The 25,099-nt window shown below is 70.8% G+C and carries 27 protein-coding genes; 12 read left to right on the top strand and 15 right to left on the bottom strand.

Features of this window, described 5'->3' with window-relative positions; all coding sequences use genetic code 11:
* The first annotated feature begins 47 nt into the window (after positions 1 to 47).
* Positions 48 to 200: a hypothetical protein gene (locus OG595_RS12725; protein ID WP_006374340.1), complete on the top strand. Its 153-nt coding sequence runs from the start codon at positions 48 to 50 to the stop codon at positions 198 to 200.
* Positions 201 to 317: 117 nt separating this feature from the next.
* Here the strand turns inward: OG595_RS12725 and OG595_RS12730 are convergent, their stop codons facing one another.
* The 3 genes from OG595_RS12730 to OG595_RS12740 form a co-directional block, all read right to left on the bottom strand.
* On the bottom strand, positions 318 to 923 hold the full coding sequence (locus OG595_RS12730; RefSeq protein WP_164324508.1) for a MarC family protein: 606 nt from the start codon (positions 921 to 923) through the stop codon (positions 318 to 320).
* 68 nt (positions 924 to 991) lie between these two features.
* A complete protein-coding gene (locus OG595_RS12735) occupies positions 992 to 1,849 on the bottom strand; it encodes a PHP domain-containing protein (protein ID WP_329271247.1) in 858 nt (285 codons plus the stop codon).
* 196 nt (positions 1,850 to 2,045) lie between these two features.
* Complete coding sequence (locus OG595_RS12740; RefSeq protein WP_329271249.1) at positions 2,046 to 2,687, bottom strand: DUF6758 family protein; 642 nt, start codon at positions 2,685 to 2,687, stop codon at positions 2,046 to 2,048.
* A gap of 187 nt (positions 2,688 to 2,874) precedes the next feature.
* Between OG595_RS12740 and OG595_RS12745 the strand changes: the two genes are divergently transcribed.
* On the top strand, positions 2,875 to 4,152 hold the full coding sequence (locus OG595_RS12745) for an MFS transporter (protein ID WP_329271250.1): 1,278 nt from the start codon (positions 2,875 to 2,877) through the stop codon (positions 4,150 to 4,152).
* A gap of 132 nt (positions 4,153 to 4,284) precedes the next feature.
* On the opposite strand, the gene OG595_RS12750 is transcribed toward OG595_RS12745, so the two are convergent.
* Positions 4,285 to 4,881 carry a suppressor of fused domain protein gene (locus tag OG595_RS12750; protein ID WP_329271252.1) on the bottom strand — a complete coding sequence of 199 codons (597 nt, stop codon included), beginning with the start codon at positions 4,879 to 4,881 and terminating at the stop codon, positions 4,285 to 4,287.
* 505 nt (positions 4,882 to 5,386) lie between these two features.
* Between OG595_RS12750 and OG595_RS12755 the strand changes: the two genes are divergently transcribed.
* Together OG595_RS12755 and OG595_RS12760 are read left to right on the top strand one after the other, a co-directional pair.
* A complete protein-coding gene (locus tag OG595_RS12755; RefSeq protein WP_329271253.1) occupies positions 5,387 to 6,502 on the top strand; it encodes a magnesium and cobalt transport protein CorA in 1,116 nt (371 codons plus the stop codon).
* A gap of 42 nt (positions 6,503 to 6,544) precedes the next feature.
* On the top strand, positions 6,545 to 7,096 hold the full coding sequence (locus tag OG595_RS12760) for a hypothetical protein (protein WP_329271255.1): 552 nt from the start codon (positions 6,545 to 6,547) through the stop codon (positions 7,094 to 7,096).
* A gap of 55 nt (positions 7,097 to 7,151) precedes the next feature.
* On the opposite strand, the gene OG595_RS12765 is transcribed toward OG595_RS12760, so the two are convergent.
* A complete protein-coding gene (locus tag OG595_RS12765) occupies positions 7,152 to 7,859 on the bottom strand; it encodes a hypothetical protein (protein ID WP_443073335.1) in 708 nt (235 codons plus the stop codon).
* Between the two features lie 279 nt (positions 7,860 to 8,138).
* Here OG595_RS12765 and OG595_RS12770 point away from each other — a divergent pair, with 279 nt between their 5' ends.
* The 3 genes from OG595_RS12770 to OG595_RS12780 are packed head-to-tail and all read left to right on the top strand — an operon-like array spanning position 8,139 to position 11,308.
* Entirely contained in the window at positions 8,139 to 9,524 is a 1,386-nt protein-coding gene (locus OG595_RS12770) for a magnesium transporter MgtE N-terminal domain-containing protein (protein ID WP_329271259.1), read from the top strand.
* Positions 9,514 to 10,131, top strand: coding sequence for a DUF1003 domain-containing protein (locus OG595_RS12775; protein WP_329271261.1), 618 nt, complete (start codon positions 9,514 to 9,516; stop codon positions 10,129 to 10,131). Before OG595_RS12770 ends, OG595_RS12775 begins: the two co-directional genes overlap by 11 nt.
* A 43-nt stretch (positions 10,132 to 10,174) precedes the next feature.
* Positions 10,175 to 11,308, top strand: coding sequence for an Mrp/NBP35 family ATP-binding protein (locus OG595_RS12780; protein WP_329271264.1), 1,134 nt, complete (start codon positions 10,175 to 10,177; stop codon positions 11,306 to 11,308).
* Positions 11,309 to 11,463: 155 nt separating this feature from the next.
* On the opposite strand, the gene OG595_RS12785 is transcribed toward OG595_RS12780, so the two are convergent.
* The 5 genes from OG595_RS12785 to sigE form a co-directional block, all read right to left on the bottom strand.
* Positions 11,464 to 12,123: a hypothetical protein gene (locus tag OG595_RS12785; RefSeq protein ID WP_443073019.1), complete on the bottom strand. Its 660-nt coding sequence runs from the start codon at positions 12,121 to 12,123 to the stop codon at positions 11,464 to 11,466.
* 219 nt (positions 12,124 to 12,342) lie between these two features.
* Positions 12,343 to 12,777 (bottom strand): sec-independent translocase, encoded by a 435-nt coding sequence (locus OG595_RS12790; RefSeq protein WP_329271269.1) that lies wholly within the window; start codon positions 12,775 to 12,777, stop codon positions 12,343 to 12,345.
* Positions 12,778 to 12,986: 209 nt separating this feature from the next.
* Entirely contained in the window at positions 12,987 to 14,768 is a 1,782-nt protein-coding gene (locus OG595_RS12795; RefSeq protein WP_329271270.1) for a S1C family serine protease, read from the bottom strand.
* Positions 14,769 to 14,910: 142 nt separating this feature from the next.
* Positions 14,911 to 15,918 carry an anti-sigma factor family protein gene (locus OG595_RS12800; RefSeq protein WP_329271273.1) on the bottom strand — a complete coding sequence of 336 codons (1,008 nt, stop codon included), beginning with the start codon at positions 15,916 to 15,918 and terminating at the stop codon, positions 14,911 to 14,913.
* The gene (sigE, locus tag OG595_RS12805; protein WP_327697519.1) at positions 15,915 to 16,688 is read right to left on the bottom strand and encodes an RNA polymerase sigma factor SigE; all 774 of its coding nucleotides are present in this window, start codon (positions 16,686 to 16,688) and stop codon (positions 15,915 to 15,917) included. Before sigE ends, OG595_RS12800 begins: the two co-directional genes overlap by 4 nt.
* Before the next feature lie 192 nt (positions 16,689 to 16,880).
* Here sigE and OG595_RS12810 point away from each other — a divergent pair, with 192 nt between their 5' ends.
* Entirely contained in the window at positions 16,881 to 17,579 is a 699-nt protein-coding gene (locus OG595_RS12810; protein ID WP_329282842.1) for an O-methyltransferase, read from the top strand.
* A gap of 141 nt (positions 17,580 to 17,720) precedes the next feature.
* Here the strand turns inward: OG595_RS12810 and OG595_RS12815 are convergent, their stop codons facing one another.
* A complete protein-coding gene (locus OG595_RS12815; RefSeq protein WP_003966491.1) occupies positions 17,721 to 17,888 on the bottom strand; it encodes a DUF3117 domain-containing protein in 168 nt (55 codons plus the stop codon).
* Between the two features lie 380 nt (positions 17,889 to 18,268).
* On the opposite strand from OG595_RS12815, the gene OG595_RS12820 reads away from it, so the two are divergent.
* Positions 18,269 to 19,072 carry an enoyl-CoA hydratase/isomerase family protein gene (locus tag OG595_RS12820; protein ID WP_329271277.1) on the top strand — a complete coding sequence of 268 codons (804 nt, stop codon included), beginning with the start codon at positions 18,269 to 18,271 and terminating at the stop codon, positions 19,070 to 19,072.
* A gap of 31 nt (positions 19,073 to 19,103) precedes the next feature.
* On the opposite strand, the gene OG595_RS12825 is transcribed toward OG595_RS12820, so the two are convergent.
* Both OG595_RS12825 and OG595_RS12830 read right to left on the bottom strand, forming a co-directional pair.
* Positions 19,104 to 19,694 (bottom strand): DNA-3-methyladenine glycosylase I, encoded by a 591-nt coding sequence (locus OG595_RS12825; RefSeq protein ID WP_329271278.1) that lies wholly within the window; start codon positions 19,692 to 19,694, stop codon positions 19,104 to 19,106.
* Positions 19,691 to 20,041, bottom strand: a complete 351-nt coding sequence (locus OG595_RS12830) for a DivIVA domain-containing protein (protein WP_329271279.1) — start codon at positions 20,039 to 20,041, stop codon at positions 19,691 to 19,693. Before OG595_RS12830 ends, OG595_RS12825 begins: the two co-directional genes overlap by 4 nt.
* Positions 20,042 to 20,297: 256 nt before the next feature.
* Here OG595_RS12830 and folP point away from each other — a divergent pair, with 256 nt between their 5' ends.
* Entirely contained in the window at positions 20,298 to 21,110 is an 813-nt protein-coding gene (folP, locus tag OG595_RS12835; protein WP_329282844.1) for a dihydropteroate synthase, read from the top strand.
* A gap of 123 nt (positions 21,111 to 21,233) precedes the next feature.
* Here the strand turns inward: folP and OG595_RS12840 are convergent, their stop codons facing one another.
* Both OG595_RS12840 and dapE read right to left on the bottom strand, forming a co-directional pair.
* Complete coding sequence (locus OG595_RS12840; RefSeq protein ID WP_329271281.1) at positions 21,234 to 21,992, bottom strand: TIGR00730 family Rossman fold protein; 759 nt, start codon at positions 21,990 to 21,992, stop codon at positions 21,234 to 21,236.
* A 126-nt stretch (positions 21,993 to 22,118) separates the two neighbouring features.
* Positions 22,119 to 23,198, bottom strand: coding sequence for a succinyl-diaminopimelate desuccinylase (gene dapE, locus OG595_RS12845; protein ID WP_329271283.1), 1,080 nt, complete (start codon positions 23,196 to 23,198; stop codon positions 22,119 to 22,121).
* 182 nt (positions 23,199 to 23,380) lie between these two features.
* Between dapE and OG595_RS12850 the strand changes: the two genes are divergently transcribed.
* Together OG595_RS12850 and OG595_RS12855 are read left to right on the top strand one after the other, a co-directional pair.
* Positions 23,381 to 24,367, top strand: a complete 987-nt coding sequence (locus tag OG595_RS12850; protein ID WP_329271285.1) for a heavy metal transporter — start codon at positions 23,381 to 23,383, stop codon at positions 24,365 to 24,367.
* A gap of 318 nt (positions 24,368 to 24,685) precedes the next feature.
* Positions 24,686 to 25,069 carry an ATP-binding protein gene (locus OG595_RS12855; protein ID WP_329271287.1) on the top strand — a complete coding sequence of 128 codons (384 nt, stop codon included), beginning with the start codon at positions 24,686 to 24,688 and terminating at the stop codon, positions 25,067 to 25,069.
* Positions 25,070 to 25,099 lie beyond the last annotated feature (30 nt).

The following is a 25,099-nucleotide window of genomic DNA, read 5'->3' on the forward strand; positions in this document are numbered from 1 at the left end:
ACCAAGTAGTTCTCCTCAGGAGGATGACCAGACGAAGGGAGAAGCCCATGCGCTTCGAAATCATGCGTCTTGACGACGTCGACGGAACCCCCGTGGACAGTACGGTCGTGGACGCCGCCTCCGTCAACCGGATCGTGCAGCAAGCAGCCTCGATAGGGCAGCGTCTCTGGATCCGCCCGGCCGACACCTCGGCCTCATAACGCGCGGACGACGCTCGCACACGACGAGCAGACTTCGGAACCCCCGTACGGCACCCATGCCGTACGGGGGTTCTGCTTGTGGATCCCGGCGTGAGCCCCGGGCGCGTGCCGCAGGCGTCAGCTCTGCTGGATCACCTGGGTGACGCCGTTGATGATCTGCTGCACGGCGATCGCGGACAGCATCATCCCCGCGAGCCGGGTCACCAGGACCACGCCGCCGTCCTTGATGACACGGATGATCAGCAGCGAGTACCGCATGACCACCCACAGCACGACATGGACGGCCAGGATCGCCGCCCACACCGACACCTGCATGGCCACGCCGTCCGCCTTCTGCACGGCCAGAATGACCGACACGATCGCACCGGGCCCGGCGAGCAGGGGCATGCCGAGCGGGACGAGGGCGACGTTCACGTCCTTGGTCTGCTTGGGCTCGTCCGTCTTGCCGGTGAGCAGGTCGAGGGCGATCAGCAGGAGCAGCAGCCCGCCGGCGATCATCAGGGCGGGCACGGAGACATGCAGATAGTCCAGGATCTGGTGCCCGAGCAGCCCGAACACGGTGATCACACCGCCGGCCACGCACACGGCCTGGAACGCCATCCGCTTCTGCACACGGGCGGGCCGGCCGGCGGTGAGCGCGAGGAAGATCGGGGTGATCCCCGGGGGATCCATGATCACGAAGAGGGTGAGGAAGAGCGAGCCGAAGACAGCGACGTCGAACATGGGTGGGCGAGCCTTGCGTAGATGCGGGGAAGGGCGGAGGGCGAGCGGGAGGGGCCTGATCCGAGGCCTCAGGCCCCGCCGGTCCCCGGTACCGGGAACGCCCCGGTGGCCCGCCGTGTGATCTCGCCGTACACCTCGGGGTCCGTCGTGTACTCCCCGAGCACGCAGGTCTTGCGGCTGCCGTGGTAGTCGGAGGATCCGGTGCCCAGCAGCCCCAGCTCCGCCGCGAGGCCGCGAAGTCGCGCCCGGGTCGCCGGTTCGTGGTCCATGTGGTCGACCTCGATGCCGTCGAGCCCGGCGGCGGCCAGCTCCGCGATCGCGGACTCCGGAACGGTCCGCCCCCGCTTGCTCGCGGCCGGGTGCGCGAACACGGCCACCCCGCCGGCCCCCTTGATCAGCCGCAGCGCCTCGAAGGGGTCGGTCTCGTGCTTCGGTACGTAGGCCCGGGCGCCGTCGGCCAGCCAGTTGCCGGTGAAGGCGTCGTTCACCGTCGGTACGACGCCCAGCTCGACCAGCGCGGTGGCGACATGCGGTCGGCCCACGGATCCGTCACCGGCGATCCGCGCGACCTGCTCCCAGGCGATGGGCACGCCCAGCCCCTGGAGCTTGGCCACCATCCCCTTGGCCCGCGGCACCCGGTCGTCCCGCACCAGCTCGCGCTCGGCGAGCAGCTCGGGTTCCTCGGGATCGAACAGGTAGGCCAACATGTGCATGCTGACCCCGTCGAGCCGGCAGGACAGCTCGGCCCCGGTGACCAGCGTGAGCCCGGCGGGCAACGCGGCGATCGCCTCGGCGTACCCGCGGGTCGTGTCGTGATCGGTCAGCGCGACGACGTCGAGCCCGGCAGCGGCGGCGTTGCGCACCAGCTCGGCGGGGGTGTCCGTACCGTCGGAGGCGGTGGAGTGGCAGTGCAGGTCTATGCGCACGGTGCGGGCTCCAGGCGACGACGGGACGAACGAGACGCGCCAAGCATAACGGCCCCGGAGGGCGACTCGTCACACCTGAACCTCGCGACCGACCCTTACAGGAGCGCCCCGATCAGAGGCGCGGGGAACCGCGCGACAGGCCCCCACGGATCCGCACGCAACGACGAGCCCGTACGCCCCGAAACCCAGCGGCGCGCTACGGCTGGAGCAACCGGGGCGACAACGCCCCGCAGGGCACCAGCTCCAGCTCCGCCCCCGCGTCGCGCAAATCCGTGAGCACCAGCTCGTCGTACATCAGCAGCCCCGACTGCTCGGGCCATACCACCGCCCACAACCACAGGCCGAGCGCCTCACCCGCGAACACCGCGCGGTCGTCGGGCCCACCCGCGACATGCCACATCGGAGTGGGCCGCCCGGCCGCCAGCACCTTCGCCTCGGCGGGCTTCTCGACGTTCATGTACGGCCCCGGGTCCGGCCCGTCGATGCCCGCGTACCGCGCACCGAGGCCGACGCCGAGCTCCTCGGCGACCAGGATCAGCTCACCCATGCCCCCGAGCGGACCGGGCCCCGTGCAGGCCACCGCCGTCGCACGGCCTCCACTGCGGTCGTCACCCGCGCAGACCACGCCGGTGAACAGCCAGCCGACCGGCAGCGGCCACGGCATCCACACCGGAACCTGCGTGCGGTGCACCACGACACTGAGGGCCTCGACGCTGGGCGGGATCACGGGCTGAAGCGGATGCACCGTCCCGTGCACATCGCACTGCCAGGAGTCGGCAAAGAGTCCGGGAGCCCTGACCCGGCCACCACACTTCGGGCAACTGGGTTCGCCCCTCATAGAGCCCCACGGTCCTCCCAGTCCTTCTTCCCGTCAAGGACGATCACCCGTCCGGAGTGACACGTCTCCAGCCCTTCCACCAGGTGAAATTAGATGTAGCTTGCATTAATTAGCCTGGCTAACTTACTATGTGCATATACCAACGACCTCTCCGCGGGTTGGGCCCGCGAGTCGTGAAGGAGCAGGCATGCACAGCAGCGCAACGAGCACAGCGGCGGGAAGCACGGGAGGTCCCGCCGAAGCGGACCCCTTCGACGCGGGAGCCGGCGGACTCCTCCGGCAGCCGAAGGCCGTCTGGGCGACCGCCGGCGCGTCGGTCGTCGCCTTCATGGGCATCGGACTCGTCGACCCGATCCTCCCGTCCATCGCCAAGGGCCTGGACGCCACGGCCGGCCAGGTCTCCCTGCTCTTCACCTCGTACTTCCTGATCACCGCCGTGGCGATGCTGGTCACCGGCTTCGTCTCCAGCCGGATCGGCGGCAAGAAGACCCTGCTGCTCGGCCTCGCGCTCGTCGTGGTCTTCGCGGGCCTGGCCGGCACCTCCGGATCGGTCGCCGAACTGGTCGGGTTCCGGGCCGGCTGGGGCCTCGGCAACGCGCTCTTCGTCTCGACGGCCCTCGCGGTCATCGTCGGCGCGGCGGCCGGCGGCAGCGCGGCGGCGATCCTGCTGTACGAATCCGCCCTGGGCCTCGGCATGGCGTGCGGCCCCCTGCTGGGCGCGCTGCTCGGCAACGCCAGCTGGCGCTACCCCTTCTTCGGCACCGCGTTCCTGATGGCCGTCGGCTTCCTCTGCATCACGGTGTTCCTCAGGGAACAGCCGAAGCCGGCCCGGAAGACCTCACTGCTCGACCCGCTCAAGGCGCTCGGCCACGGGGGCCTGGCCTCCGCCGCCGTCTCGTCCTTCTTCTACAACTACACGTTCTTCACCGTGCTGGCCTTCACCCCGTTCGTGCTCGACATGACGCCCTACAGGTCGGGGGCCGTGTTCTTCGCGTGGGGTCTCCTGCTGGCCGTCTCGTCGGTGCTCGTGGCACCGCGTCTCCAGCGGCGGTTCGGCTCGCTGACGGTGCTCGGCGGCTCGCTGGTACTGCTCGCCGTCGACGTCCTGGTTCTCGGCTACGGCAGCCACACCACCGCCGTCGTCTGCACGATCCTGTCCGGCGCGTTCATCGGCGTGAACAACACGGTCTACACCGAGCTGGCGCTGGGAGTCTCGGACGCGCCGCGCCCGGTGGCGAGCGCCGGCTACAACTTCGTGCGGTGGTTCGCGGCGGCAGCGGCCCCTTACTTCGCGCCGAAGATCGAGGAGTGGAGCGACATCCACATGCCGTTCGTGGTCGCGGCGGTGACCGCGGTGCTCGGCGCGGTGGTGGTTGTCGTGCGGCGGAAGTCGCTCACCCACGAGGTGGAGGAGCTGGAGGTTCGGCACGCCGCGGAGGACAGTGTCGGTGTCTTCGCGAGTTGAGCACGGCGGTTTGCCCGCGGGCCGGTGGGGACTTGTCGCGCAGTTCCCCGCACCCCTAAGGGGGCGCTGCCCAACTGGCTTCTTTCGAGGGCCGGTTGGTGACATCGGTCACTCCGGGGCGATGTACGAGGGTCAGTCCAGCGGGACGGACCTGCGGGCCGGGTCCCGTAGGTCCGTCCCGTTCGTGAGCCAGCGTTCCTGGAGGGCCTGGGCGCCGTGGACGCGCTTCCAGGCGGCCTCGTTCGCGGTCATCGGGAGCAGGGGCAGGAAACGCACCGGGTCCAGGGGCGCGTCGAGCTCCAGGTCCTCGACCAGGCCCCCCGGCTCCGCGACCAGGACCGAGGTGAAGGGCGCACCGGGCCACAGCGGCTCCCCGACGTCGAGCGAGGCACCGGGAGCGACGATCACACCCTCGACCTGCGGGGAAGCGGCGAGAACCGCGAGCGGGCGCAGCACCTTGTCGGTGTCGGCGAGACCGGCCCGGACGGAGATGACCAGTTCGGCGCGCGGGCCCTTCACCGGGTCGGCGAGCACCTCGGTGGGGTCCGCCATCGGCAGCGCGGACATGCCGAGGGTGGCGTAGCGGACGATCTCCCCGTCCTGGTCGCGGTCCTGGAAACGCAGCACCTCGACGCGGTCCGTGCCGAGGAAGGTGACCGCGGCGCGCGCGTCCGGTTCGCCCAGTGTCGTACGCAGCCGGGCCTCGACCAGAGGAAGAACATCAGACATGCGCCGAGCATAGAACTCGTCAGTTGCGGGCAAACGCGCACCTTGACAGTTCAGTCGGCTGTTACCCTTGGCCGGGTTCGGGGCAGCACGCAGAAGCGTCGCGATCAAGTCCCGGCAGCGCTGAAGTTCCCCCTTGGGGGGCTCCCCTCGAAGGGGAATGGATCGTCCCTCACGAGGGACCGGCCGGAGGAGGTGGGGCTGCAATGGATCGAAGTCATCCGTGCAGTAGCACCCGCTCTTCCGCCCGCTGATCCAGTCGCTCCGGCTTCTCCGGCTGGCTGTCACCTCTCGCATTCGCGTCATCGCGGAAGAGCACTTGGTTTCGTTTTGCCTGATCCATGTGATCTGCGTCAGTTCTGAATCGGTAGCGAAACTCACCACCGCGACGGTGCGGTGCTCCCCGCTTTGTGGACGTGCCAAACATCCCCAGTCAGGACGTCCCCATTCCGGGCAGTTCCAACCGTTGTCGGCGGTCTTTCGTTGCCTGTAGCGAAGGAACCTGCCAATGTCGATGATCAACAACCTGCGTGCCGCCGTCCGCCCGTCCCGTCCCTCCCTGCGCAAGGACGGCAGCAGCTACGACACCACCCGCGACCCCTCGACGCCCTCCGCCGTCGTCGACTGCGCCGTCTACCGCGACGGCGCCCGGGTCGAGACCCCGAAGGCACTGACCCCGCACGAGGCGATGCGCAAGGTGCGCCGCGACGGCGGCTTCGTGTGGATCGGGCTGCACGAGCCGACGGAGGGTGAGTTCTCCGGTATCGCCAGCGAGTTCGGGCTCCACCCGCTCGCCGTGGAGGACGCGATCCAGGCCCACCAGCGGCCCAAGCTGGAGCGGTACGACGACACGCTCTTCACCGTCTTCAAGACCATCCACTACGTCGACCACACCGAACTCACCGCGAACAGCGAGGTCGTGGAGACCGGCGAGGTGATGTGCTTCACCGGGCGGGACTTCCTCATCACCGTCCGGCACGGCGGTCAGGGCTCCCTGCGGGCGCTGCGCCACCGTCTCCAGGACGACCCCGACCTGCTCGCCAAGGGCCCCTCCGCCGTCCTGCACGCCATCGCCGACCACGTCGTCGACGGCTATGTCGCGGTCGCGGACGCCATGCAGGACGACATCGACGAGGTCGAGACGGAGGTGTTCTCGCCGGGCCGCAAGGGCACCCCGCGCGGTACGGACGCCGGCCGGATCTACCAGCTCAAGCGTGAGGTCCTGGAGTTCAAGCGGGCCGTCTCGCCGCTCCTGCGGCCCATGCAGCTGCTCAGCGAGCGCCCGATGCGGCTGATCGACCCCGACATCCAGAAGTACTTCCGCGACGTCGCCGACCACCTCGCCCGGGTCCAGGAGCAGGTGATCGGCTTCGACGAGCTGCTCAACTCGATCCTCCAGGCCAACCTCGCGCAGGCGTCCGTCGCGCAGAACGAGGACATGCGGAAGATCACGTCCTGGGCGGCGATCATCGCCGTACCGACGATGGTGTGCGGCGTCTACGGCATGAACTTCGACTACATGCCGGAGCTGCACTGGAAGTTCGGCTACCCCGTGGTCATGACGGCCATGGTGGGCATGTGTGTCGGCATCCACCGCACGCTGAAGCGCAACGGCTGGCTGTGACGGCGGCCCGGGGCGTCGGACGGCATCGCTACCCTTCTGCCCATGACTGACACGCTGCTCGACCGGGCCCTCGTCGAGGAGGCCACCAAGAAGTCCGGGCTCATCTGGGTCAAGGGCAACGGCGTGCCCGCGCCGCACATCGCGGGCCATGGCATCCCGGCCCGCGCGATGTGGCACGTCTGGCACGAGGGGGCGGCCGTTCTCGTCGGCGACGGGCCCGGTGAGCAGCCGCTGCCCGGCCTGGTCGAGGGGGCCGACGCGGAGGTCACCGTCCGCAGCAAGGACAAGGGCGGGCGGCTCGTCACCTGGCCGGCGACGGTCGTGGAACTGGCCCCGCACTCCCCGGAGTGGGAGGCCTCGGTCGCCGAGCTGAAGGGGAAGCGGCTGAACGCGCCGGACGGGGAGGCGATGACCGATCGGTGGGCGCGGGAATGCCGGGTGGTGCGGCTGGTGCCGCGCGCGGAGGGCTCACGCCCTCTGCCGGAGGGGTCGTTGGCCGCGCCGCCGTTGCCTACGTCGGCGACTACCAGGGAGCCGATCCCGGCAGGGTTGCCTCGGCTGCTCTTCAAGAAGCGGAAGCGCTCCGCGGGGTAGGTGGTTCGTTTGCTGCGGGCCCGTGGGGGCTGGTCGCGCAGTTCCCCGCGCCCCTTCAGGACGACGGGAGCTGTTGCCCGTAGTCCACTGTCTCGTTCTTCGCCGGCTCCTTCAGCGGGAAGTCCTTGCCCCAGTCGCTCAGCAGGAGGGTGCCCGCGCCGCCCGCGCGGACCAGGCGCAGGGGGTAGGGGGCTCCCTCCAGGGAGACGTCCAGGGTGCCGCCGTCGCCCTTGTCGCCGGTGATGCGGATCGTGCGGACGCCCGACTGCTCGTGGTGGCCGTCCGTGGCGAGGCTGCCGTGCAGGGTGAGCAGGCCGTCCAGGAGCTCGTCCTTGTCGGTGAAGCCGCTGAACTTCTTGTACGAGGGGTCGCCGGTCGGCACCTTCACGTAGAGGCCCCCGAGCTTCGCGGCGGCTGCCGTGTCCGACGCGTCGTCTTTCCCCTTGCCGCCGTCCTCGTGGTTCCAGAACGCGGCGTCGGCCTTCAGGAACAGGTGCTCCCCGACCCGCAGCAGCCGGAACGTCGACCCCTTCGCGGAGACCGAGCCGCTGCCGCCGTCGTCCTTGAGGCTCATGTCGAGGGTGTACGTGGTCCCGCTGGTCACCACGGTCCCGGAGAGGCGTACGGCGTCGGCGGACCGGGCTGCCGTACGGGTCTTCGTCTGGATGGTGTCGGCGGGCAGTTTGCCGACCCCGTTCGTGCCCTCGTCAGGGTCGGCACTGCATGCGGTCAGTCCCGTCCCCGACACGAGCAGTGCGCACATCGCGCTCACCAGTCCGGCGCTGCGGGTACGGCCGCGGGGAATCGCAGACACAGGTGGGGCTGCCTCTCGTACGGGTGTCCTGAGGGGTGTGGACGGCAGCGTACCGGTGCCGTCGGCCCCCGGCGGAGCCAGTCCGTCCGGACCCCCCACCAAGGCGCCGCCGAACCGGACGGGCTAGCCTGAAGCGCACCCGAGCAGGCAATTCGGAACCACCGGACGCAATCCGACGCGCTTCCCGCAGCGCCCATCGAAGCGGCACACCGAAGCAGGAGGCGTGGCATGGCGGCAGGCTCATCCCGTGTCTTCGTCTCGCACCTCGCCGGTATGGCCGTCTTCGACCCGAACGGCGACCAGGTCGGCCGCGTGCGGGATCTCATCGCGATGCTGCGTGTCGGCAACCGTCCGCCCCGGCTGCTCGGCCTCGTCGTCGAACTCACCACCCGGCGCCGCGTCTTCATGCCCATGACCCGCGTCACCGGCATCGAGTCCGGCCAGGTCATCACGACGGGCGTGCTGAACGTCCGGCGCTTCGAGCAGCGCCCCACCGAGCGGCTCGTCCTCGGCGAACTCCTCGACCGGCGCGTCACGCTCAACGAGACCGGCGAGGAGGTCACCGTCCTCGATGTGGCGGTACGCCAGCTGCCGGCCCGCCGCGACTGGGAGATCGAGCGGGTCTTCGTACGGAAGAAGGGCCGCGGCGGTGCCTTCCGGCGCAACACCGGCGAGACGCTGACCGTCGACTGGTCCGCCGTCACCGGCTTCTCCCTGGAGGAGGACGGCCAGGGCGCCGAGAGCCTCCTCGCCACCTTCGAGCAGCTGCGCCCCGCCGACCTCGCGAACGTCCTGCACCACCTCTCCCCGAAGCGGCGCGCGGAGGTCGCCGCCGCCCTCGACGACGACCGGCTGGCCGACGTACTGGAGGAGCTGCCCGAGGACGACCAGATCGAGATCCTCGGCAAGCTCAAGGAGGAGCGCGCCGCCGACGTCCTGGAGGCGATGGACCCGGACGACGCCGCCGACCTGCTCGGCGAGTTGCCCGAGGACGACCAGGAGCGGCTGCTCAGCCTGATGGAGCCCTCCGACGCGGCCGACATGCGCCGGCTGATGGCGTACCGGGAGGACACGGCGGGCGGTCTGATGACGACCGAGCCGATCGTGCTGCGCCCCGACGCGACGGTCGCCGACGCGCTGGCCCGGGTCCGCAACCCCGACCTCTCCCCCGCGCTCGCCGCCCAGGTGTACGTGTGCCGGCCGCCGGACGAGACGCCGACGGGCAAGTACCTGGGCGCCGTCCACTTCCAGCGGCTGCTGCGCGACCCGCCGTACACCCTGGTCGGCTCGCTCGTCGACGACGATCTGCAACCGCTCCGCCCGGACGCCGAACTGCCGGTGGTCGCCGGTTTCTTCGCGACGTACGACATGGTGGCGGCGCCGGTGGTCGACGAGAGCGGATCGCTGCTGGGCGCGGTGACCGTGGACGACGTCCTCGACCACATGCTGCCCGAGGACTGGCGGGAGGCGGAGTTCCACCTGGCCGAGAGCGCCACCGACACCGATGACGACGGCGACGGCGTCTCCCATGGCGATGACGACTCCCATGGCGATGACGTTGGCGATTCCGATGGCGAGAATGAGTCCGAGAGAGCGGGTGGTCATGACTCCTGAGCGTGAGCCCGGCACCCGCGAGCGCGCGGTGAGCGGCTCCACGGCGGCCTCCCGGCCCCGGGTGCGCCTCGACCAGCCGCGTGCGCCCCGGCGCCGGCTGTGGCCCGAGTACGACCCGGAGGCGTTCGGACGGCTGTCCGAACGGATCGCGCGTTTCCTCGGCACCGGGCGGTTCATCGTCTGGATGACGGTCGTCATCATCCTGTGGGTGGTGTGGAACGTGTCCGCACCGGCCGACCTGCGCTTCGACCACTACCCGTTCATCTTCCTGACGCTGATGCTGTCGCTCCAGGCCTCCTACGCGGCCCCGCTGATCCTGCTCGCGCAGAACCGGCAGGACGACCGCGACAAGGTCAACCTCGAACAGGACCGCAAGCAGAACGAGCGGTCGATCGCCGACACCGAGTATCTGACCCGCGAGGTCGCCTCCCTGCGTGCCGGGCTCGGCGAGGTCGCGACCCGGGACTGGATCCGGTCCGAGCTCCAGGACCTGGTCAAGGAGCTGGAAGAGCGGCGTGCGGAGCGGTACGAGGGCGGGCACCACTCCGGCAAACCGATGGTATTCCCGGCAGAACGGCCGCGGGGGCGTGACGCAGAAGACCGGTGACAGGCTTTCCGGGGGCCCTGTGCGGCCCCGTACCATCGGGGTCATGGCTACGGAAGACGCGGTGCGTGAAGCACTGTCGACGGTGAACGACCCCGAGATCCAGCGACCCATCACCGAGCTGGGGATGGTGAAGTCGGTGGTGATCGGCGCGGACGGGGCGGTCGCGGTGGCCGTGTACCTGACGGTCTCCGGCTGCCCGATGCGCGACACGATCACGAAGAACGTGACGGAGGCGGTCTCGCGGGTCGAGGGCGTCACCCGCGTCGACGTCGAGCTCGACGTCATGAGCGACAGCCAGCGCAAGGAGCTGGCGTCAGCCCTGCGCGGCGGCCAGGCCGACCGCGAGGTCCCCTTCGCCAAACCGGGCTCCCTCACGCGCGTGTACGCGGTCGCGTCGGGCAAGGGCGGCGTCGGCAAGTCGTCGGTCACCGTCAACCTGGCGGCGGCGATGGCGGCCGACGGACTCAAGGTGGGCGTGGTCGACGCCGACATCTACGGGCACAGCGTGCCCCGGATGCTGGGCGTCGAGGGGCGTCCGACCCAGGTCGAGAACATGATCATGCCGCCGTCCTCGCACGGCGTGAAGGTCATCTCCATCGGCATGTTCACCCCGGGCAACGCCCCGGTCGTCTGGCGCGGCCCGATGCTCCACAGGGCCCTCCAGCAGTTCCTGGCGGACGTGTTCTGGGGCGACCTGGACGTACTCCTCCTGGACCTCCCGCCGGGCACGGGCGACATCGCGATCTCGGTGGCCCAGCTGGTCCCGAACGCCGAGATCCTGGTCGTGACGACGCCTCAGCAGGCGGCGGCCGAGGTGGCCGAGCGGGCGGGTGCCATCGCCGTCCAGACCCACCAGAAGATCGTCGGCGTGGTCGAGAACATGGCCGGGCTGCCCTGTCCGCACTGCGGCGAGATGGTCGACGTCTTCGGCACGGGCGGCGGCCAGAGCGTCGCGGACGGCCTTACGAGGACGACCGGCGCGACGGTGTCGGTCCTCGGCTCCATCCCGATCGACGTCCGCCTGCGCGAGGGCGGGGACGACGGCAGGCCGGTCGTCCTGACGGACCCGGACTCCCCGGCGGGCACCGCGCTGCGCGCGATCGCGGGCAAGCTGGGAGGCAGGGCACGAGGCCTGTCGGGCATGTCGCTGGGCATCACCCCGAGAAACAAGTTCTGACGGGGGTCAGCCGGGGCTTTTGCCTTTGGGGGCGCGGGGCTGTGACATTTGCGGCTCCGCCGCGCGGGCGCGACCGGCCCCCACCGGGCCCGCAGTCGCCCACGCACCTGAAGACCCACGACGAAGGGGCGCCGAAAACAAACGGCGCCCCTCTCTCACGCGTACTCGCCAATATCCTTGATCACGGCGAAGCCCAGCCCGTACGCACTCATCCCACGCCCGTACGCGCCCACGTGGACGCCCTCCTGGGTCGATCCGGCGAGGACCCAGCCGAACTCGGACTCGCGGTAGTGGAAGGGCGTAGGCACCCCGTCGACCGGGAGGGAGAGGGTGGACCAGTCATCGCCGCCGAGATCGTCCGCGAGGACCCACGCCGTCTCCGTCTGCTGGTCGAGCCAGTCGTCGCGCAGGGTGTGGTCCATCTGACCGGGCCAGGTGAAGGACAGCAGCCCCACACCGGCCAGCCAGGCCGCCGACGAGACCGAGGTGGCCTCCAGCAGCCCCGTGCCGTCCGCGCTGCGCCGTACGGGGTTCGCGGCCACGGTGACCACCACCGCGAACCGCTCCTTGTCCTCCCCGATGGTCTCGTGCCGTACGGAGGGTTCGTCGCCGTGCCCGATCGAACCGTGCTCGACGGCGCCGTCGGCCGCCGTACCCACCTGCATCAGCCAGCGCGGTCCCGTGAAGGCCTCGTCGAGGCCGTACCAGGGGAAGGGCGCCAGCAGATAGCCGTCGACCGTGCGCCGGGCGGAGGGGACCTGTTGTCCGCCCTCCGCGGCCGGCGCCTGCGCGCCCACCCGACTTGTCGTCTCCATGTGTCCGGACGCCTCCTCGTTCTCGTCGGGCCGGAGCGGCCCGCCCCCCATCGGGCGGCGTTGTTCGCCCATGTACGGCCCCACAACAACTCGGCAGCATAGCCACACCGCTCCGAGCAGCAGGGAAAGCGCCCGGCGCGCGGGCCGCGCGGACGTCCGGATCAGGCCGTCAGAGGCCCGGTCGGAGTATGAGACACGTCACGCGCGGGCCTACGACGGTCAGGTGGCGTCCGCGTCGAAGGGCGGGCGCTCGTCCGGCTCGGGCTTCTTCGTCATGTCGACGGTGCCACCGGAGGAACCCGACGTGCTGGAGGAGGACGACGTGTCCGACTCGCGGCCGTGGACCGCGTCCGTGACCTCGGCCATCTCCTTCTTCAGGTCGAAGCCGTTGCGGATCTCCTTGAGCCCCAGCTCGTCGTTGTCCAGGTGCTTGCGGATGAACGTCTTGGGGTTCAGGTCCTCGAACTCGAAGTCCTTGAACTCGGGGCCCAGCTCCGAGCGGATGTCTTCCTTCGCGCCCTCCGAGAACTCCCGGATCTTGCGGATGGTGCGCGTGACGTCCTGGATCATCTTCGGAAGCTTCTCCGGACCGAAGACGAGCACGGCGAGGAGCACGAGCGTCACCAGCTCGAGCGGTCCTATGTCATTGAACACCTGAAGCTCCTTGCGATGTCCTCGGCCCTCGGCCCTCGGTGGTCCGTGCGGTCTTCGCGGTCTTCCGTGGTCCGGGCCGGTTCCACGGTACCCGGCCATCCTGTCCCACCGGTACCGTCCCGGGGCCCAAGAGTGGGTGTACACGAGCGGTTTTCCGGGATGTTTGCCTTGTGGGAGCCGGTGAGGGCCCGCCGTCTGTGAAGTTTCTGTCAGTTGCCGCCGGAGGAGCCCAGGACGAGGGAGACCGTCCGTTGCCTGCCTCCGCGCAGCAGGGACAGTTCCAGCCGGTCGCCGGGACGTTGGGCGCGGATCCTGACGATCAGCTCCTCACCGGAGTGGACCCGCCGCCCGTCGACCACGGTGATGACGTCACCGGCCTGTAGTCCCGCCCGGTCGCCGGGGCCGCCCTTGGTCACCGGGGGCCCGCCGTCGTTGCCCTGCGTGCCCACGCGGGCGCCGTCGCCGGTGTAGTCCATGTCGAGGGTGACGCCGATGACGGGGTGGGTCGCCCTGCCGGTGTTGATGAGTTCCTCGGCGACGCGCCTGCCCTGGTTGATGGGGATGGCGAACCCGAGCCCGATCGAACCGGCCTGTGTGCCGTCCAGCCCCGAGCCGCCGTCGGCGGAACGGATCGCGGAGTTGATCCCGACGACCCTGGCCTCGGTGTCCAGCAGTGGCCCGCCGGAGTTGCCCGGGTTGATGGACGCGTCGGTCTGGAGCGCGTCGACGTACGAGACGTCGCTGCCGTCCCCGCTCTCGCCCCCGGCGGTGATGGGCCGTTCCTTGGCGCTGATGATGCCGGAGGTGACGGTGTTGGCGAGGTCGAAGGGGGCCCCGATGGCGACGACGGGATCGCCGACCACCACGTTGTCGGAGTTCCCGAGGACCACGGGCCGGAGCCCGTCGACCCCGCTCACCCTGACGACGGCGAGGTCATAGCCGCTGTCCCGCCCGACGACCTCGGCCTCGGCGGTCTCACCGCCGCTGAACGTCACCGTCACCTTGCCGTCGGCACCGGCGGCCTCGACGACGTGGTTGTTGGTGAGGATGTGTCCCCGACCGTCGAGCACGAACCCGGTTCCGGTGCCCTCCGCGCCGCCGCCGCGCACATGCAGTGTCACCACGCTGGGCAGCGCCCGCGCGGCGATCCCGGCCACGCTGTCCGGTGCCCGTCCGACGGACTCGTCCCTGTCCGTCTGCGACAGCCGAATGCGGTCGCCGTCCCCGTCATGGCGCTCCAGATAGGACCCGACGGCCCCGCCGATGCCCCCGGAGAGCAGCGCGAGCAGCAGGGCCCCGACGACCAGCGCGCGCCTGCGCGGCCTCGGCCGGCCGTCGACAGGGACGGCTCCGTTCTGCTGGAGAGGGGACGGCGCGACGGGCGCCCACGGGTCGTAGCGGCGCCAGGGGTCGTCGGCGGGCGCCAGGGGCTCCGGTACGGCCGTACCGTGCGCCGGGGTCACCACGGGGTGCTGGACCGGCGGAGCGGGCGCCCAGGGGCCGGGGTGGCCGTACGGCGGGGTGCTGTAGGGATCGGGGTCGTGCAAGGAATCAGGGTCCCGCAGGGGTGCGGGGTCATGCAGCAGTGCGGGGTCATGCAGGGGTTCAGGGCCATGCAGGGGTGCGGCGGGGTCGTGCGGGGGCGCGGGGTCCGCCTGGACGGCGGGTACGGGTCCGGGTGCCGCTACGGGCAGCGGCAGCTCGAAGTCCCCTTCGTCGCCGGCGTCCTCACCGGCACCGCCCCCGGCGCCACTGCCGCCGGCCTCACCGGGCAGTGCCCGGGGCCGCACCAACTCGAAGTCGCCCCCGGTGTCGGCCCCTGTGCCGGTCCCGGCGTCGGCTCGGGCCGTTCCCGCCCCGGACTCTCCCTCACCGGGAGCCGGAGCTGGGGCCGGAGCCTCCTGACCCGAGGCCGGCTCATCCTGACCGGGCGCCGATCGCCCGCCGGGCCGGCTCCACCAGTTGGCCTTCGCGGGCTTCCCCTCGTCCATGCTCTCCCCACACCTGGCCCGCCTGACGGCTCGTCGGCGCTGGCCGAGGGCCGCCGACGCCGCGAACCGCCGCTCCGCCGACCGCTGTTGTGCGGACCGCCGGTGCGCGGTCCGCACCTCGGATTCAACCAGGTTCGTGGGATCAGCGGACGGTGTCCGACATGGACGGGGAACCGGACGGTGAGGGTGAGGGTGATGAGTCGGGCGCCGGTGCCGTGAGCAGGCCCTGGACCGCCGACTCGGGCGCCGTCGACCAGGAGGTCAGGGCGACCTGCGGGGCCGTCAGCGGGCGTATGAGCGGGGACAGCACAGCGGCGGCGGCCACGACCGGCGCGGTCAGCTGGTGCATGGCCTCGCGCTCCCGGCCCCCGGAGGGCGGTGCCGGGATGCCCGGCAGCAGCGGCGCGGACACCTCCGTCGGCGCCACCGGTGACTGTCCGAACGTCCCCTGCCCCATTCCCTGGGAGAACAGCGGACCGACCGTCCGGCGCCGCTGGCTGTCAGGAACCGTGGAGGTCCCCCCGCCCTGCGGACGCATCGGCGTCACATTGCTGCCCCCGGCGGTGCCCCGGGCGTCCGTCGTGTCACCGGGAACGCCCGTCGACACACCGCCCAGCGCGATCGCGGCCAACGACACCGCGCCGGCGGCGGCGAAGGCGAACCGGAGGCTGCGCGAGGACGACCGGTCGGCATAGTGACGGCCGACGTCGTGGATGCGGAAGCCACGGCCGGGAGCGGACGGGAGCACCGAGGTGTGCGGCCGGGCGGGAACGTACCCGAACCCCTCCCCCTTCACCCCGAAGACTCCTGAGCCGGCTCCTGGGCTTCCGGGGAAGCCGGAGAGCCCGTCGGTGAATCCTCCCCCGCCCAGCGGAGAGCCGCCGGAGTCGGAATCACCTCCGCCGGGAAGGCCCTGCAAGCGGGCCAGGAAGCTCTCGGAGGGTGGTGGCGGAGCCATCTCCGCGAAGACGTTCTTCAGACGGCGCTGTGCGTCGGCCTCGGCCTTGCACTTCGCGCAGGTGGCCAGGTGCGCCAGGACGCGCTCACGCGTCTCATGACCGAGTTCCCCGTCCACGAGGGCGGAGAGCCGGTCTCCCAGATGCTGCTCGGCGAGTCGACGCTCGGCAGAGTACGGCCGTGATGCACTCACGCGGTCGCGCCCCCTCCTCCCAGCGCGGCCACCCGTGGCACCGCGAAGCGGCGCTCGGCACGGGCCTCCGGAGAGCGGTGCGCGAGGGCCTTGCGGAGCTGGGAGCGGCCTCGGTGGATACGGGAGCGGACGGTGCCGAGCTTCACGCCGAGAGTCGCGGCGATCTCCTCGTACGACAGTCCCTCGATGTCGCACAGGACGACGGCGGCGCGGAACTCCGGCGCCAGCGTGTCCAGCGCCTGCTGGACGTCCGCGTCGAAGTGCGCGTCGTTGAAGACCTGCTGCGGGGAAGGCTCGCGGCTGGGCAGGCGCTCGGCCGCGTCGTCGCCGAGGGCGTCGAAGCGGATGCGCTGCTTGCGGCGGACCATGTCCAGGAAGAGGTTGGTGGTGATGCGGTGCAGCCAGCCCTCGAAGGTGCCGGGCGTGTACGTCGACAGCGAGCGGAAGACGCGGACGAAGACCTCCTGCGTGAGGTCCTCGGCGTCGTGCTGGTTGCCCGTCAGGCGGTAGGCCAGGCGGTAGACGCGGCCGCTGTGCGTGCTGACGATCTCCTCCCACGAGGGCGGAGTCCACGCCTGCCCGTCCGCGTCGGTGGAGAAGGTCGCGGTCTGGGCTCGGTCAGCGGCGTGGCTGGGGTCAGCAGCGGTGTTGTTCACGGATTTCGGCCTACCCGCTGATCCGAGAAGGCGCCTCAGCGCTCCTCCCCGATCCACAGGCGCAGCCGCACCTCCCCTGTCGGCTCTGGTGGTGTCCAGTGGAGCCCCTACCATAGCCACCTCGCCCGTTAGCTCCGGATAAGCGGTTTTCTGAGAAATTGATGTACGCCGACCCGGCTCCCACGGCCGTTCCAGCAGCTGCACCGAGTTCTCCGTATTCACCGTGTGCCGGCTCATCAGCTCATCCCCCATGTAGTCGCCCTGTCTGCACCACCTCGTCCCGCACCCCTCTAAACGACTGGTCCCATCTGCGGGTTCCCGGGCGCAACGGATACAGTCACGCCCAGGCAACCGCGGGGACAGGAGAGGGTCATTACCGGCAACCGGCAGACGAGCTGGGCGTTCGCCGACGCCTTTGTCGCCGAGGACGAAGCACTGCGCTGGGCCCGTGACCGGGCCCGCGAGGCAGGGCTGCGCTCAGTGGCGCCCAGCACGGGTGCCGCGCTACGGCTGCTGGCCGCCTCGGTGGACGCGAAAGCGGTGGCGGAGATCGGGACCGGGACGGGCGTCTCGGGGATGTACCTCCTCCAGGGCATGCGCCCGGACGGCGTCCTGACGACGGTCGACCCCGAGCCGGACCACCAGCAGTTCGCCCGCCAGGCCTTCCGGGCGTCCGGCTTCGCCAGCAACCGCGCCCGCTTCATCCCCGGCCGCGCCCTGGACGTGCTGCCCCGGCTCACGGACGCGGGCTACGACCTCGTCTTCTGCGACGGCGACCGGCTGGAGTGCCTGGACTATCTAGCTGAATCGTTGCGTCTGCTCCGTACGGGTGGCCTGGTGGTTTTCGAGGGCGTCTTCGCCAACGGCAGGACCGTCGACTCGGGGCCCCAGCCCACCGAGGTCATACGGCTGCGGGAGCTGCTGCGCGCCGTGCGCGAGAGCCAGGAACTGGTGCCGTCCCTGCTGCCCGTGGGCGACGGCCTGCTGTGCGCGGTCAAGCGCTGAGCACTCGCGTCCCGCGGCGCACGGACGGGCAGACGGAAGGACAGGCACACGGGCAGACGACAGACGGGCTGCAGAACAGTGCCCCGGCACCGTATGTTCACGGTGCCGGGGCAGCTGAAAGGGTATGGACGCGTCCGCGCGTCAGCCGACGACCTTCTTGAGGGCATCGCCCAGCGCGTCGGCCTCGTCAGGGGTCAGCTCGACGACGAGTCGACCGCCGCCTTCGAGCGGAACGCGCATGACAATGCCCCGCCCCTCCTTTGTCACCTCGAGCGGGCCATCGCCCGTCCGCGGCTTCATGGCCGCCATGCTCGTTCCCCTTCCTGAAACCAGCTCATCGTCGCCGACGGCCCCTTGGGAGGGCACGCGCTTCCCCTCATGAGAGGCACGTCACCGGCATCGAACACATTGCTTCCCAGCCATTATCCCGCATCTCAGGACCCTATGACCAACATCAGTCGGCATCGCTTGGGCAACGCGCGCGATCAAAACCACTCAATTCGGCGGTGTGACTGCGATACTTCGCCGCCGCGCGCGCTCTCGGCCGACCGAGACCGAACCGGAATTCTTTGACGCAGGTCACATGACCGGTCCTCTCCTCTGCGCGTGATCTCCGCCATGCTGTCATGGGACGAGTACGTACTGATCAGTACGCAGGACGACGCAGCCGCGACACCGGAGGGGACCCCATGGCCGACACCGTGCTCTACGAGGTGCACGACGGGCTGGCGACGATCACACTGAACCGCCCCGAGGCGATGAACGCGCTGAGCATCGCGACCAAGGTCGCACTCCGCGAGGCGGTCCAGGCAGCGGCCACGGACGAAGCCGTACGGGCGGTACTGCTGACCGCCGCCGGCGACCGGGCGTTCTGCGTGGGCCAGGACCTCAAGGAACACATCGGGCTGCTGGCCGCCGACCGCGCGGCCGGCACGGGCCAGACCATGACGACGGTCCGGGAGCACTACAACCCCATCGTGCGGGCGCTGACGAGCATGCCCAAGCCGGTGGTGGCGGGCGTCAACGGCGTCGCGGCTGGGGCCGGCTTCGGCTTCGCACTCGCCGCCGACTACCGGGTCGTGGCGGACACGGCAGCCTTCAACACGTCGTTCGCGGGCGTGGCGCTGACCGCCGACTCGGGGGTCTCCTGGACGCTCCCGCGCGTGGTGGGCCCCGGCCGCGCCGCCGACCTGCTCCTGTTCCCGCGCAGCGTCAAGGCGCAGGAGGCGTACGAGCTGGGCATCGCGAACCGGGTCGTCCCGGCGGCGGAGCTGCGGGCCGAGGCCGAGAAGACGGCACGGGCCCTGGCCGAGGGCCCCACGGTGGCGTACGCGGCCCTCAAGGAGGCCATGGCGTACGGGTTCACCCACTCCCTCGCGGAGACCCTGGAGAAGGAGGACGAACTCCAGGCACGCGCGGGCGCGTCGGAGGACCACGCGATCGCGGTGCAGGCGTTCGTCAACAAGGAGAAGGCGAAGTACCTGGGGCGTTAGTCCGGGGCGGGAGCGCCGTCGGAGGCGTCCCTCACGGGGCGCTTCTCGCGACGCACGTCTCCAGGTGGTCGTCCACCAGTCCGCAGGCCTGCATCAGCGCGTACGCGGTCGTGGGGCCCACGAAGCGCAGCCCGCGCTTCTTCAGCGCCTTGGACAGGGCGGTCGACGCGTCGGTGACCGCGGGTACGTCGGCCAGGGTCCGCGGAGCCGGCCGGGAGGCCGCGTCCGGGGCGTGGGACCAGATCAGCTCGTCCAGTTCCCCCGGGGCCCACTCGGCCAGCACGCGCGCGTTGGCGATCGTCGCGTCGACCTTCGCGCGGTTGCGGATGATGCCGGCGTCGGCGAGGAGCCGTTCGCGGTCGGTGTCCGTGAAGACCGCGACGGACGAGATCTTGAAGTCGGCGAAGGCGGTACGGAAGCCCGCCCGGCGGCGCAGGATGGTGATCCAGGAGAGGCCGGACTGGAAGGCCTCCAGGGAGAGCCGCTCGAAGAGGGCGTCGTCGCCGTGGACCGGGCGGCCCCACTCCTCGTCGTGGTACGCCACGTAGTCCTCGGTGGAGAGCGCCCAGGGGCAGCGCAGCGCCCCGTCGGGGCCGGCCAGGGCCACGCCGGCGTCGCTCACTGTTCGTTCCTCTCGGCCTGCTTGTCCATGCTGACCCGCGGCGCGGCCTGGGCGCCGGCCAGCGCGGACTCCAGGTCGGCGATACGGGCGTCCCGCTCGGCGAGTTCGGCACCGAGGCGGGTGAGCGCGTCGTCGACGTCCGACATGCGGTAGCCGCGGGCAGCGACCGGGAAGCGGAGGGACTCGACGTCGTCACGGCCCACCGGGCGGTCGGGCGGCAGCAGGTCCTGGAGCCGCTCGGGCGCGGCCTCCGGCAGAACGGCACTCTCGCCGCCGCCCAACACGGCCAGCGTCACGGCGGTGACCACGACGGCGAGCGCGACGACCAGGAACAAGAACATCAACATCGCTGGGTCCCCACGGGATTCGGATGGATCGGGTTGAACGGATGGATCGGGTTGATCAGGTTGATCGGCGGGCCTGTGCCGCATGCGGCAGGGTCCGATCGTGCCATGCGAGTCTGGCAGTTATGGTCGCAGGCAGCCGAATACAGGGCTGATTGCCGGGCCGGGCACAGGAACGTACTGGGAGACGCACACGGTGAGATCACAGCGGACGCTCAGGCTGGGCAGGCGTGAGTTCGGCGCGCACGAGCCGGTGATCATGGCGATCGTGAACCGGACCCCGGACTCCTTCTACGACCAGGGAGCCACCTTCCGCGACGAGCCGGCACTCGCGCGCGTGGAGCAGGCGGTGTCGGAGGGCGCCGCCATCATCGACATCGGCGGGGTGAAGGCGGGACCGGGCGAGGAGGTGACGGCCGCGGAGGAGGCACGGCGGACGGTCGGCTTCGTGGCGGAGGTGCGCCGCCGTTTCCCCGAGGTGATCATCAGCGTGGACACCTGGCGGGCCGACGTGGGCGAGGCCGTGTGCGAGGCCGGCGCGGATCTGCTGAACGACGCGTGGGGCGGCGTCGATCCGGGGCTCGCGGAGGTCGCCGGGCGTTACGGAGCGGGCCTGGTGTGCACGCACGCGGGCGGTGCGGAGCCGCGGACACGTCCGCATCGGGTGGCGTACGAGGACGTCATGGCCGACATCCTGCGCGTGACCGTCGGGCTGGCCGAGCGGGCGGTCGCGCTGGGGGTGCCGCGGGAGTCGGTGCTGATCGATCCCGGGCACGACTTCGGGAAGAACACGCGGCACAGTCTGGAGGCGACGCGGCGGCTGGAGGAGATGGTGGAGACGGGGTGGCCGGTGCTGGTGTCGCTGTCCAACAAGGACTTCGTGGGCGAGACGCTGGACAGGCCGGTGAAGGAACGGCTGGTGGGGACGCTGGCGACGACGGCGGTGTCGATGTGGCTGGGGGCGCGGGTGTACCGCGTCCACGAGGTCGCGGAGACGCGGCAGGTACTCGACATGGTGACGTCGATCGCCGGCCACCGGCCACCGGCGGTGGCGCGGCGGGGGCTGGCGTAGGAGTTCCTCGCCCCCGCCGCCCCTACCCGTCCCGTCCTCGGGGGCGCTGCCCCCGAACCCCCGCTCCTCAAACGCCGGAGAGGCTGAAATACCAGCCCGTCCGGCGCTTGAGGACGAGCGCGCTCAGCGCCCCGCCTCCTTGGACACCAGCGCCACCGCCTCGTCCACGTCGTCCGTGACGTGGAACAGCATCAGGTCCTTCTCGGACGCCTTGCCCTGGGCGATCAGCGTGTTCTTCAGCCAGTCCACCAGGCCGCCCCAGTACTCGCTGCCGAAGAGGACGATCGGGAAGCGCGTGACCTTCTGCGTCTGCACCAGGGTCAGCGCCTCGAAGAGTTCGTCCAGGGTGCCCAGGCCTCCGGGCAGGACCACGAAGCCCTGCGCGTACTTCACGAACATCATCTTGCGGACGAAGAAGTAACGGAAGTTCAGGCCGATGTCGACGTAGGGGTTGAGCCCCTGCTCGAAGGGGAGCTCGATACCCAGCCCCACCGAGACGCCCTTCGCCTCGCACGCGCCCTTGTTGGCCGCCTCCATCGCCCCCGGGCCGCCACCCGTGATCACCGCGAACCCGGCCTCCACCAGTCCGCGGCCGAGGCGGACGCCCGCCTCGTACTCCGGTGAGTCGGCCTTCGTCCGCGCCGAGCCGAACACGCTGATCGCGGCCGGGAGTTCGGCCAGTGTGCCGAAGCCCTCGATGAACTCCGACTGGATGCGCAGCACCCGCCAGGGGTCCGTGTGGACCCAGTCGGAGGGACCGCCCGCGTCGAGGAGACGCTGGTCGGTGGTGCTCGCCTGGACCTGCCCGCGCCTGCGAAGCACCGGCCCGAGCCGCTGCTCCCCCGGTGGCTGCTTCCTGTCCTCGGGGTTGCCGTTGTTCATGGCCGCTCCCTTCCTCCGCCTACGGTCGTTCCGCCTCAGCGTAGATCTCCGCCGGTTACGGACGGGGGACGCGAGCATGTCCACCGGGAAGCGCCGCCTCCCGGCTTCCTCGGGTCCCCTGCCGGGTCATGACGTCAGCCAGGCCCGCAGCCGTTCCTCACCCAGGAGAATCTTTCCGGTTTCCACCCGTTCATCACGTTTGTGCGCCAAGTGCGGGTTCCCGGGGCCGTAGTTGACCGCGGGGATGCCGAGCGCGCTGAAGCGCGACACGTCCGTCCAGCCGTACTTGGGCTGCGGGGTGCCGCCCACCGCCTCGATGAAGGCAGCCGCCGCGGGGTGGGAGAGACCGGGGAGGGCGGCGCCGCTGTGGTCGTCGACGACGAACTCGGCCACTCCGCAGTCCGCGAACACCTCCCGTACGTGCGCGAGGGCCTCGGCCTCCGAACGGTCGGGCGCGTAGCGGAAGTTGACCGCGACCACGCACTCGTCGGGGATGACGTTGCCCGCGACTCCGCCGCCGATACGGACCGCGTTGAGGCCCTCCCGGTACTCCAGGCCGTCGATCACCGGGTAACGCGGCTGGTACGAGGCCAGTTTGGCCAGGATCGGGGCCGCCGCGTGGATCGCGTTGGAGCCCATCCAGCTGCGCGCGGAGTGGGCCCGCTCGCCGGCCGTCCTCAGCAGCACCCTCAGGGTGCCCTGGCAGCCGCCCTCGACCTGGCCGTCGGACGGCTCCAGCAGGACCGCGAAGTCGCCCTCCAGCCAATCCGGGTGCGCCTCGGCCACGTGCTTGAGGCCGTTCAGGTCGGCCGCGACCTCCTCCTGGTCGTAGAAGACGAACGTCAGGTCCCTGTTCGGTTCCGGCACCGTGGCCGCGATCCGCAGCTGGACCGCGACCCCCGACTTCATGTCGCAGGTGCCGCAGCCCCACAGGACCCCGTCGTCGTCCAGCCGCGACGGCACGTTGTCGGCGATCGGGACCGTGTCGATGTGGCCGGCCAGGATCACGCGCTGGGCACGGCCCAGGTTCGTCCGGGCCACGACGTTGTTCCCGTACCGCTCGACCGTGAGATGCGGCAGTCCGCGCAGCGCCGTCTCGATCGCGTCCGCGAGCGGCTTCTCGCTGCCGCTCTCCGAGGGGAAGTCGACGAGCCACGCGGTCAGTCGAGCGGCGTCCAATGTGAGGTCAAGCGGGGTATCGGCCATGCGGACGACCCTAACGCGCCGCCCCGCCCACCTGCCGAGCACCGCCCCACCTCACACCACCTCACCGGGCCATGGGGTCACGGGGTCACGGGACCAGCGCACACCGTCCCCTCACTCCCTTCCGACCTCTCTCCTCACCCGACACGCAAGCCGCACTCCCTACTCTCCAGTACCTTGGACGGATGCCGGAGTCGTCCCCCACCCAGACGCGTCGTGGCCGCCTCCTCCGTCGTGGGGCGTCCTTCCTGGTCCTGCTCGCCGTCGCGGGTTATCTCGCGGTGCAGTACGTCACCGGTGGCACCGGGGATCCGGCCTGCGAGGTCGTCTCGGCGGGCGGCGACGGAGCCACGTACGAGTTCACCCCCGAGCAGGCGGTCAACGCGGCGACGATCACCGCGGTCGGTACCGCGCGCGGACTGCCCGAACGGGCCGTGGCCATCGCGCTGGCGACCGCCCTCCAGGAGTCGGGGCTGCGCAACATCACCCATGGCGACCGGGATTCACTGGGCCTGTTCCAGCAACGGCCCTCGCAGGGCTGGGGCACGGCGAAGGAGATCCTGGACCCGACCTATGCGGCGGGCGAGTTCTACGACCATCTCGTGAAGGTCTCCGGCTATTCACGCCTCCCCCTCACGGTGGCCGCGCAGCGCGTGCAGCGCAGCGGGTATCCGGAGGCGTACGCCAAGCACGAGCAGGACGCCACGCTGCTGGCGGCGGCTCTGACCGGGCGCGCGGCGGCCACCCTGACCTGCGAGGGCCGCCCGGACGCCACCCCGACCGGCGGCACGGACGCCGTACGGGCGGCGCTCGTACGGGACTTCGGCCGCGAGGTGCTGGCCGTGGCCGGCGCGGAGGTGGGCCGTAAGGCCGCCGCCACCCCGTCCCCCTCCCCCACCGCGACGGCGGCCGAGCGGCGGACCGTGACGCTTCCGGTGCCCTCGGACACCGACACCGCCACCGGGACGACGGTCCGTCAGCGTGGCTGGCAGCTGGCGCACTGGGCGGTGGCCAACGCCTCCGCGCTGCACATCGAGAACGTCTCGTACGCGGGGCGCCGCTGGACGGCCGGCAACACCGACAGCGAGTGGCGCCCGGTCGAGTCGGAGGAGGGCTCGGACAGGGACTCGGAGAAGGGCACCGACGTGGTCCGGATCGTCACCGCCCAGTAGTACGGGCAGGAGTACGGGACGTCACCCGGGAGGGTTACTCCTGCCGGGTCCCGGTGGGAGTCTGCACGGGTTTTCGCCGAGTCGCCCCCACATCCGCGCACTGTCCGTCAGAACCCTTGCGAACAAAGGGCTGTAACCCGTCACAAGGATTCACCCGACTTTCGGACCGGGTGGCCTTTGCCCGTTTTTATCCGCAGCCGATTATGCGACGCATTGCCAACTCTTTACATTGGGGCGCCGCAACTTCAGGGGCCTTCGAGCGGTAGTCACTGCGTCCGAGTCCGGACGATCAACAGTCAACCGACACTCAGGAGCATCATGTCCCTCCCCCTGACCCGCCGGATCGCCCGTGCAGCGCTGCTCGTCGCAGCCGGAGCGGCAGCCGGGGTCGGTGCGGCAGGCGCCGCCAGCGCGGCGCCCGCCGGGCTGCCTGCCACCCCGAACCTGGGCGGCCTGACCGCCCTGGACGGGGCGAACGTCGGCAACACCGTCGACGGTGCGGCTCAGAACGTCTCCGGGCTGGCGGGCCAGACCGGCGGCGACGCGGTCAAGAAGTCCGTGCCGGCGGCGGGCGACGCCGGTGGCATCCTCGGCGACACCGCCGAGACGGCCACGAAGGGCGGTCTGCCGACGGACGCCCTCCCCACGAAGGGCCTGCCGGGCGCCGGTCAGCTGCCCCTGGACGGCCTGCCGCTGGGCTGACCCGAGCAGCGGTGACCAGGTGATGGCGGA

It is taken from the genome of Streptomyces sp. NBC_01451 (assembly GCF_036227485.1).
GTDB lineage: Bacteria > Actinomycetota > Actinomycetes > Streptomycetales > Streptomycetaceae > Streptomyces.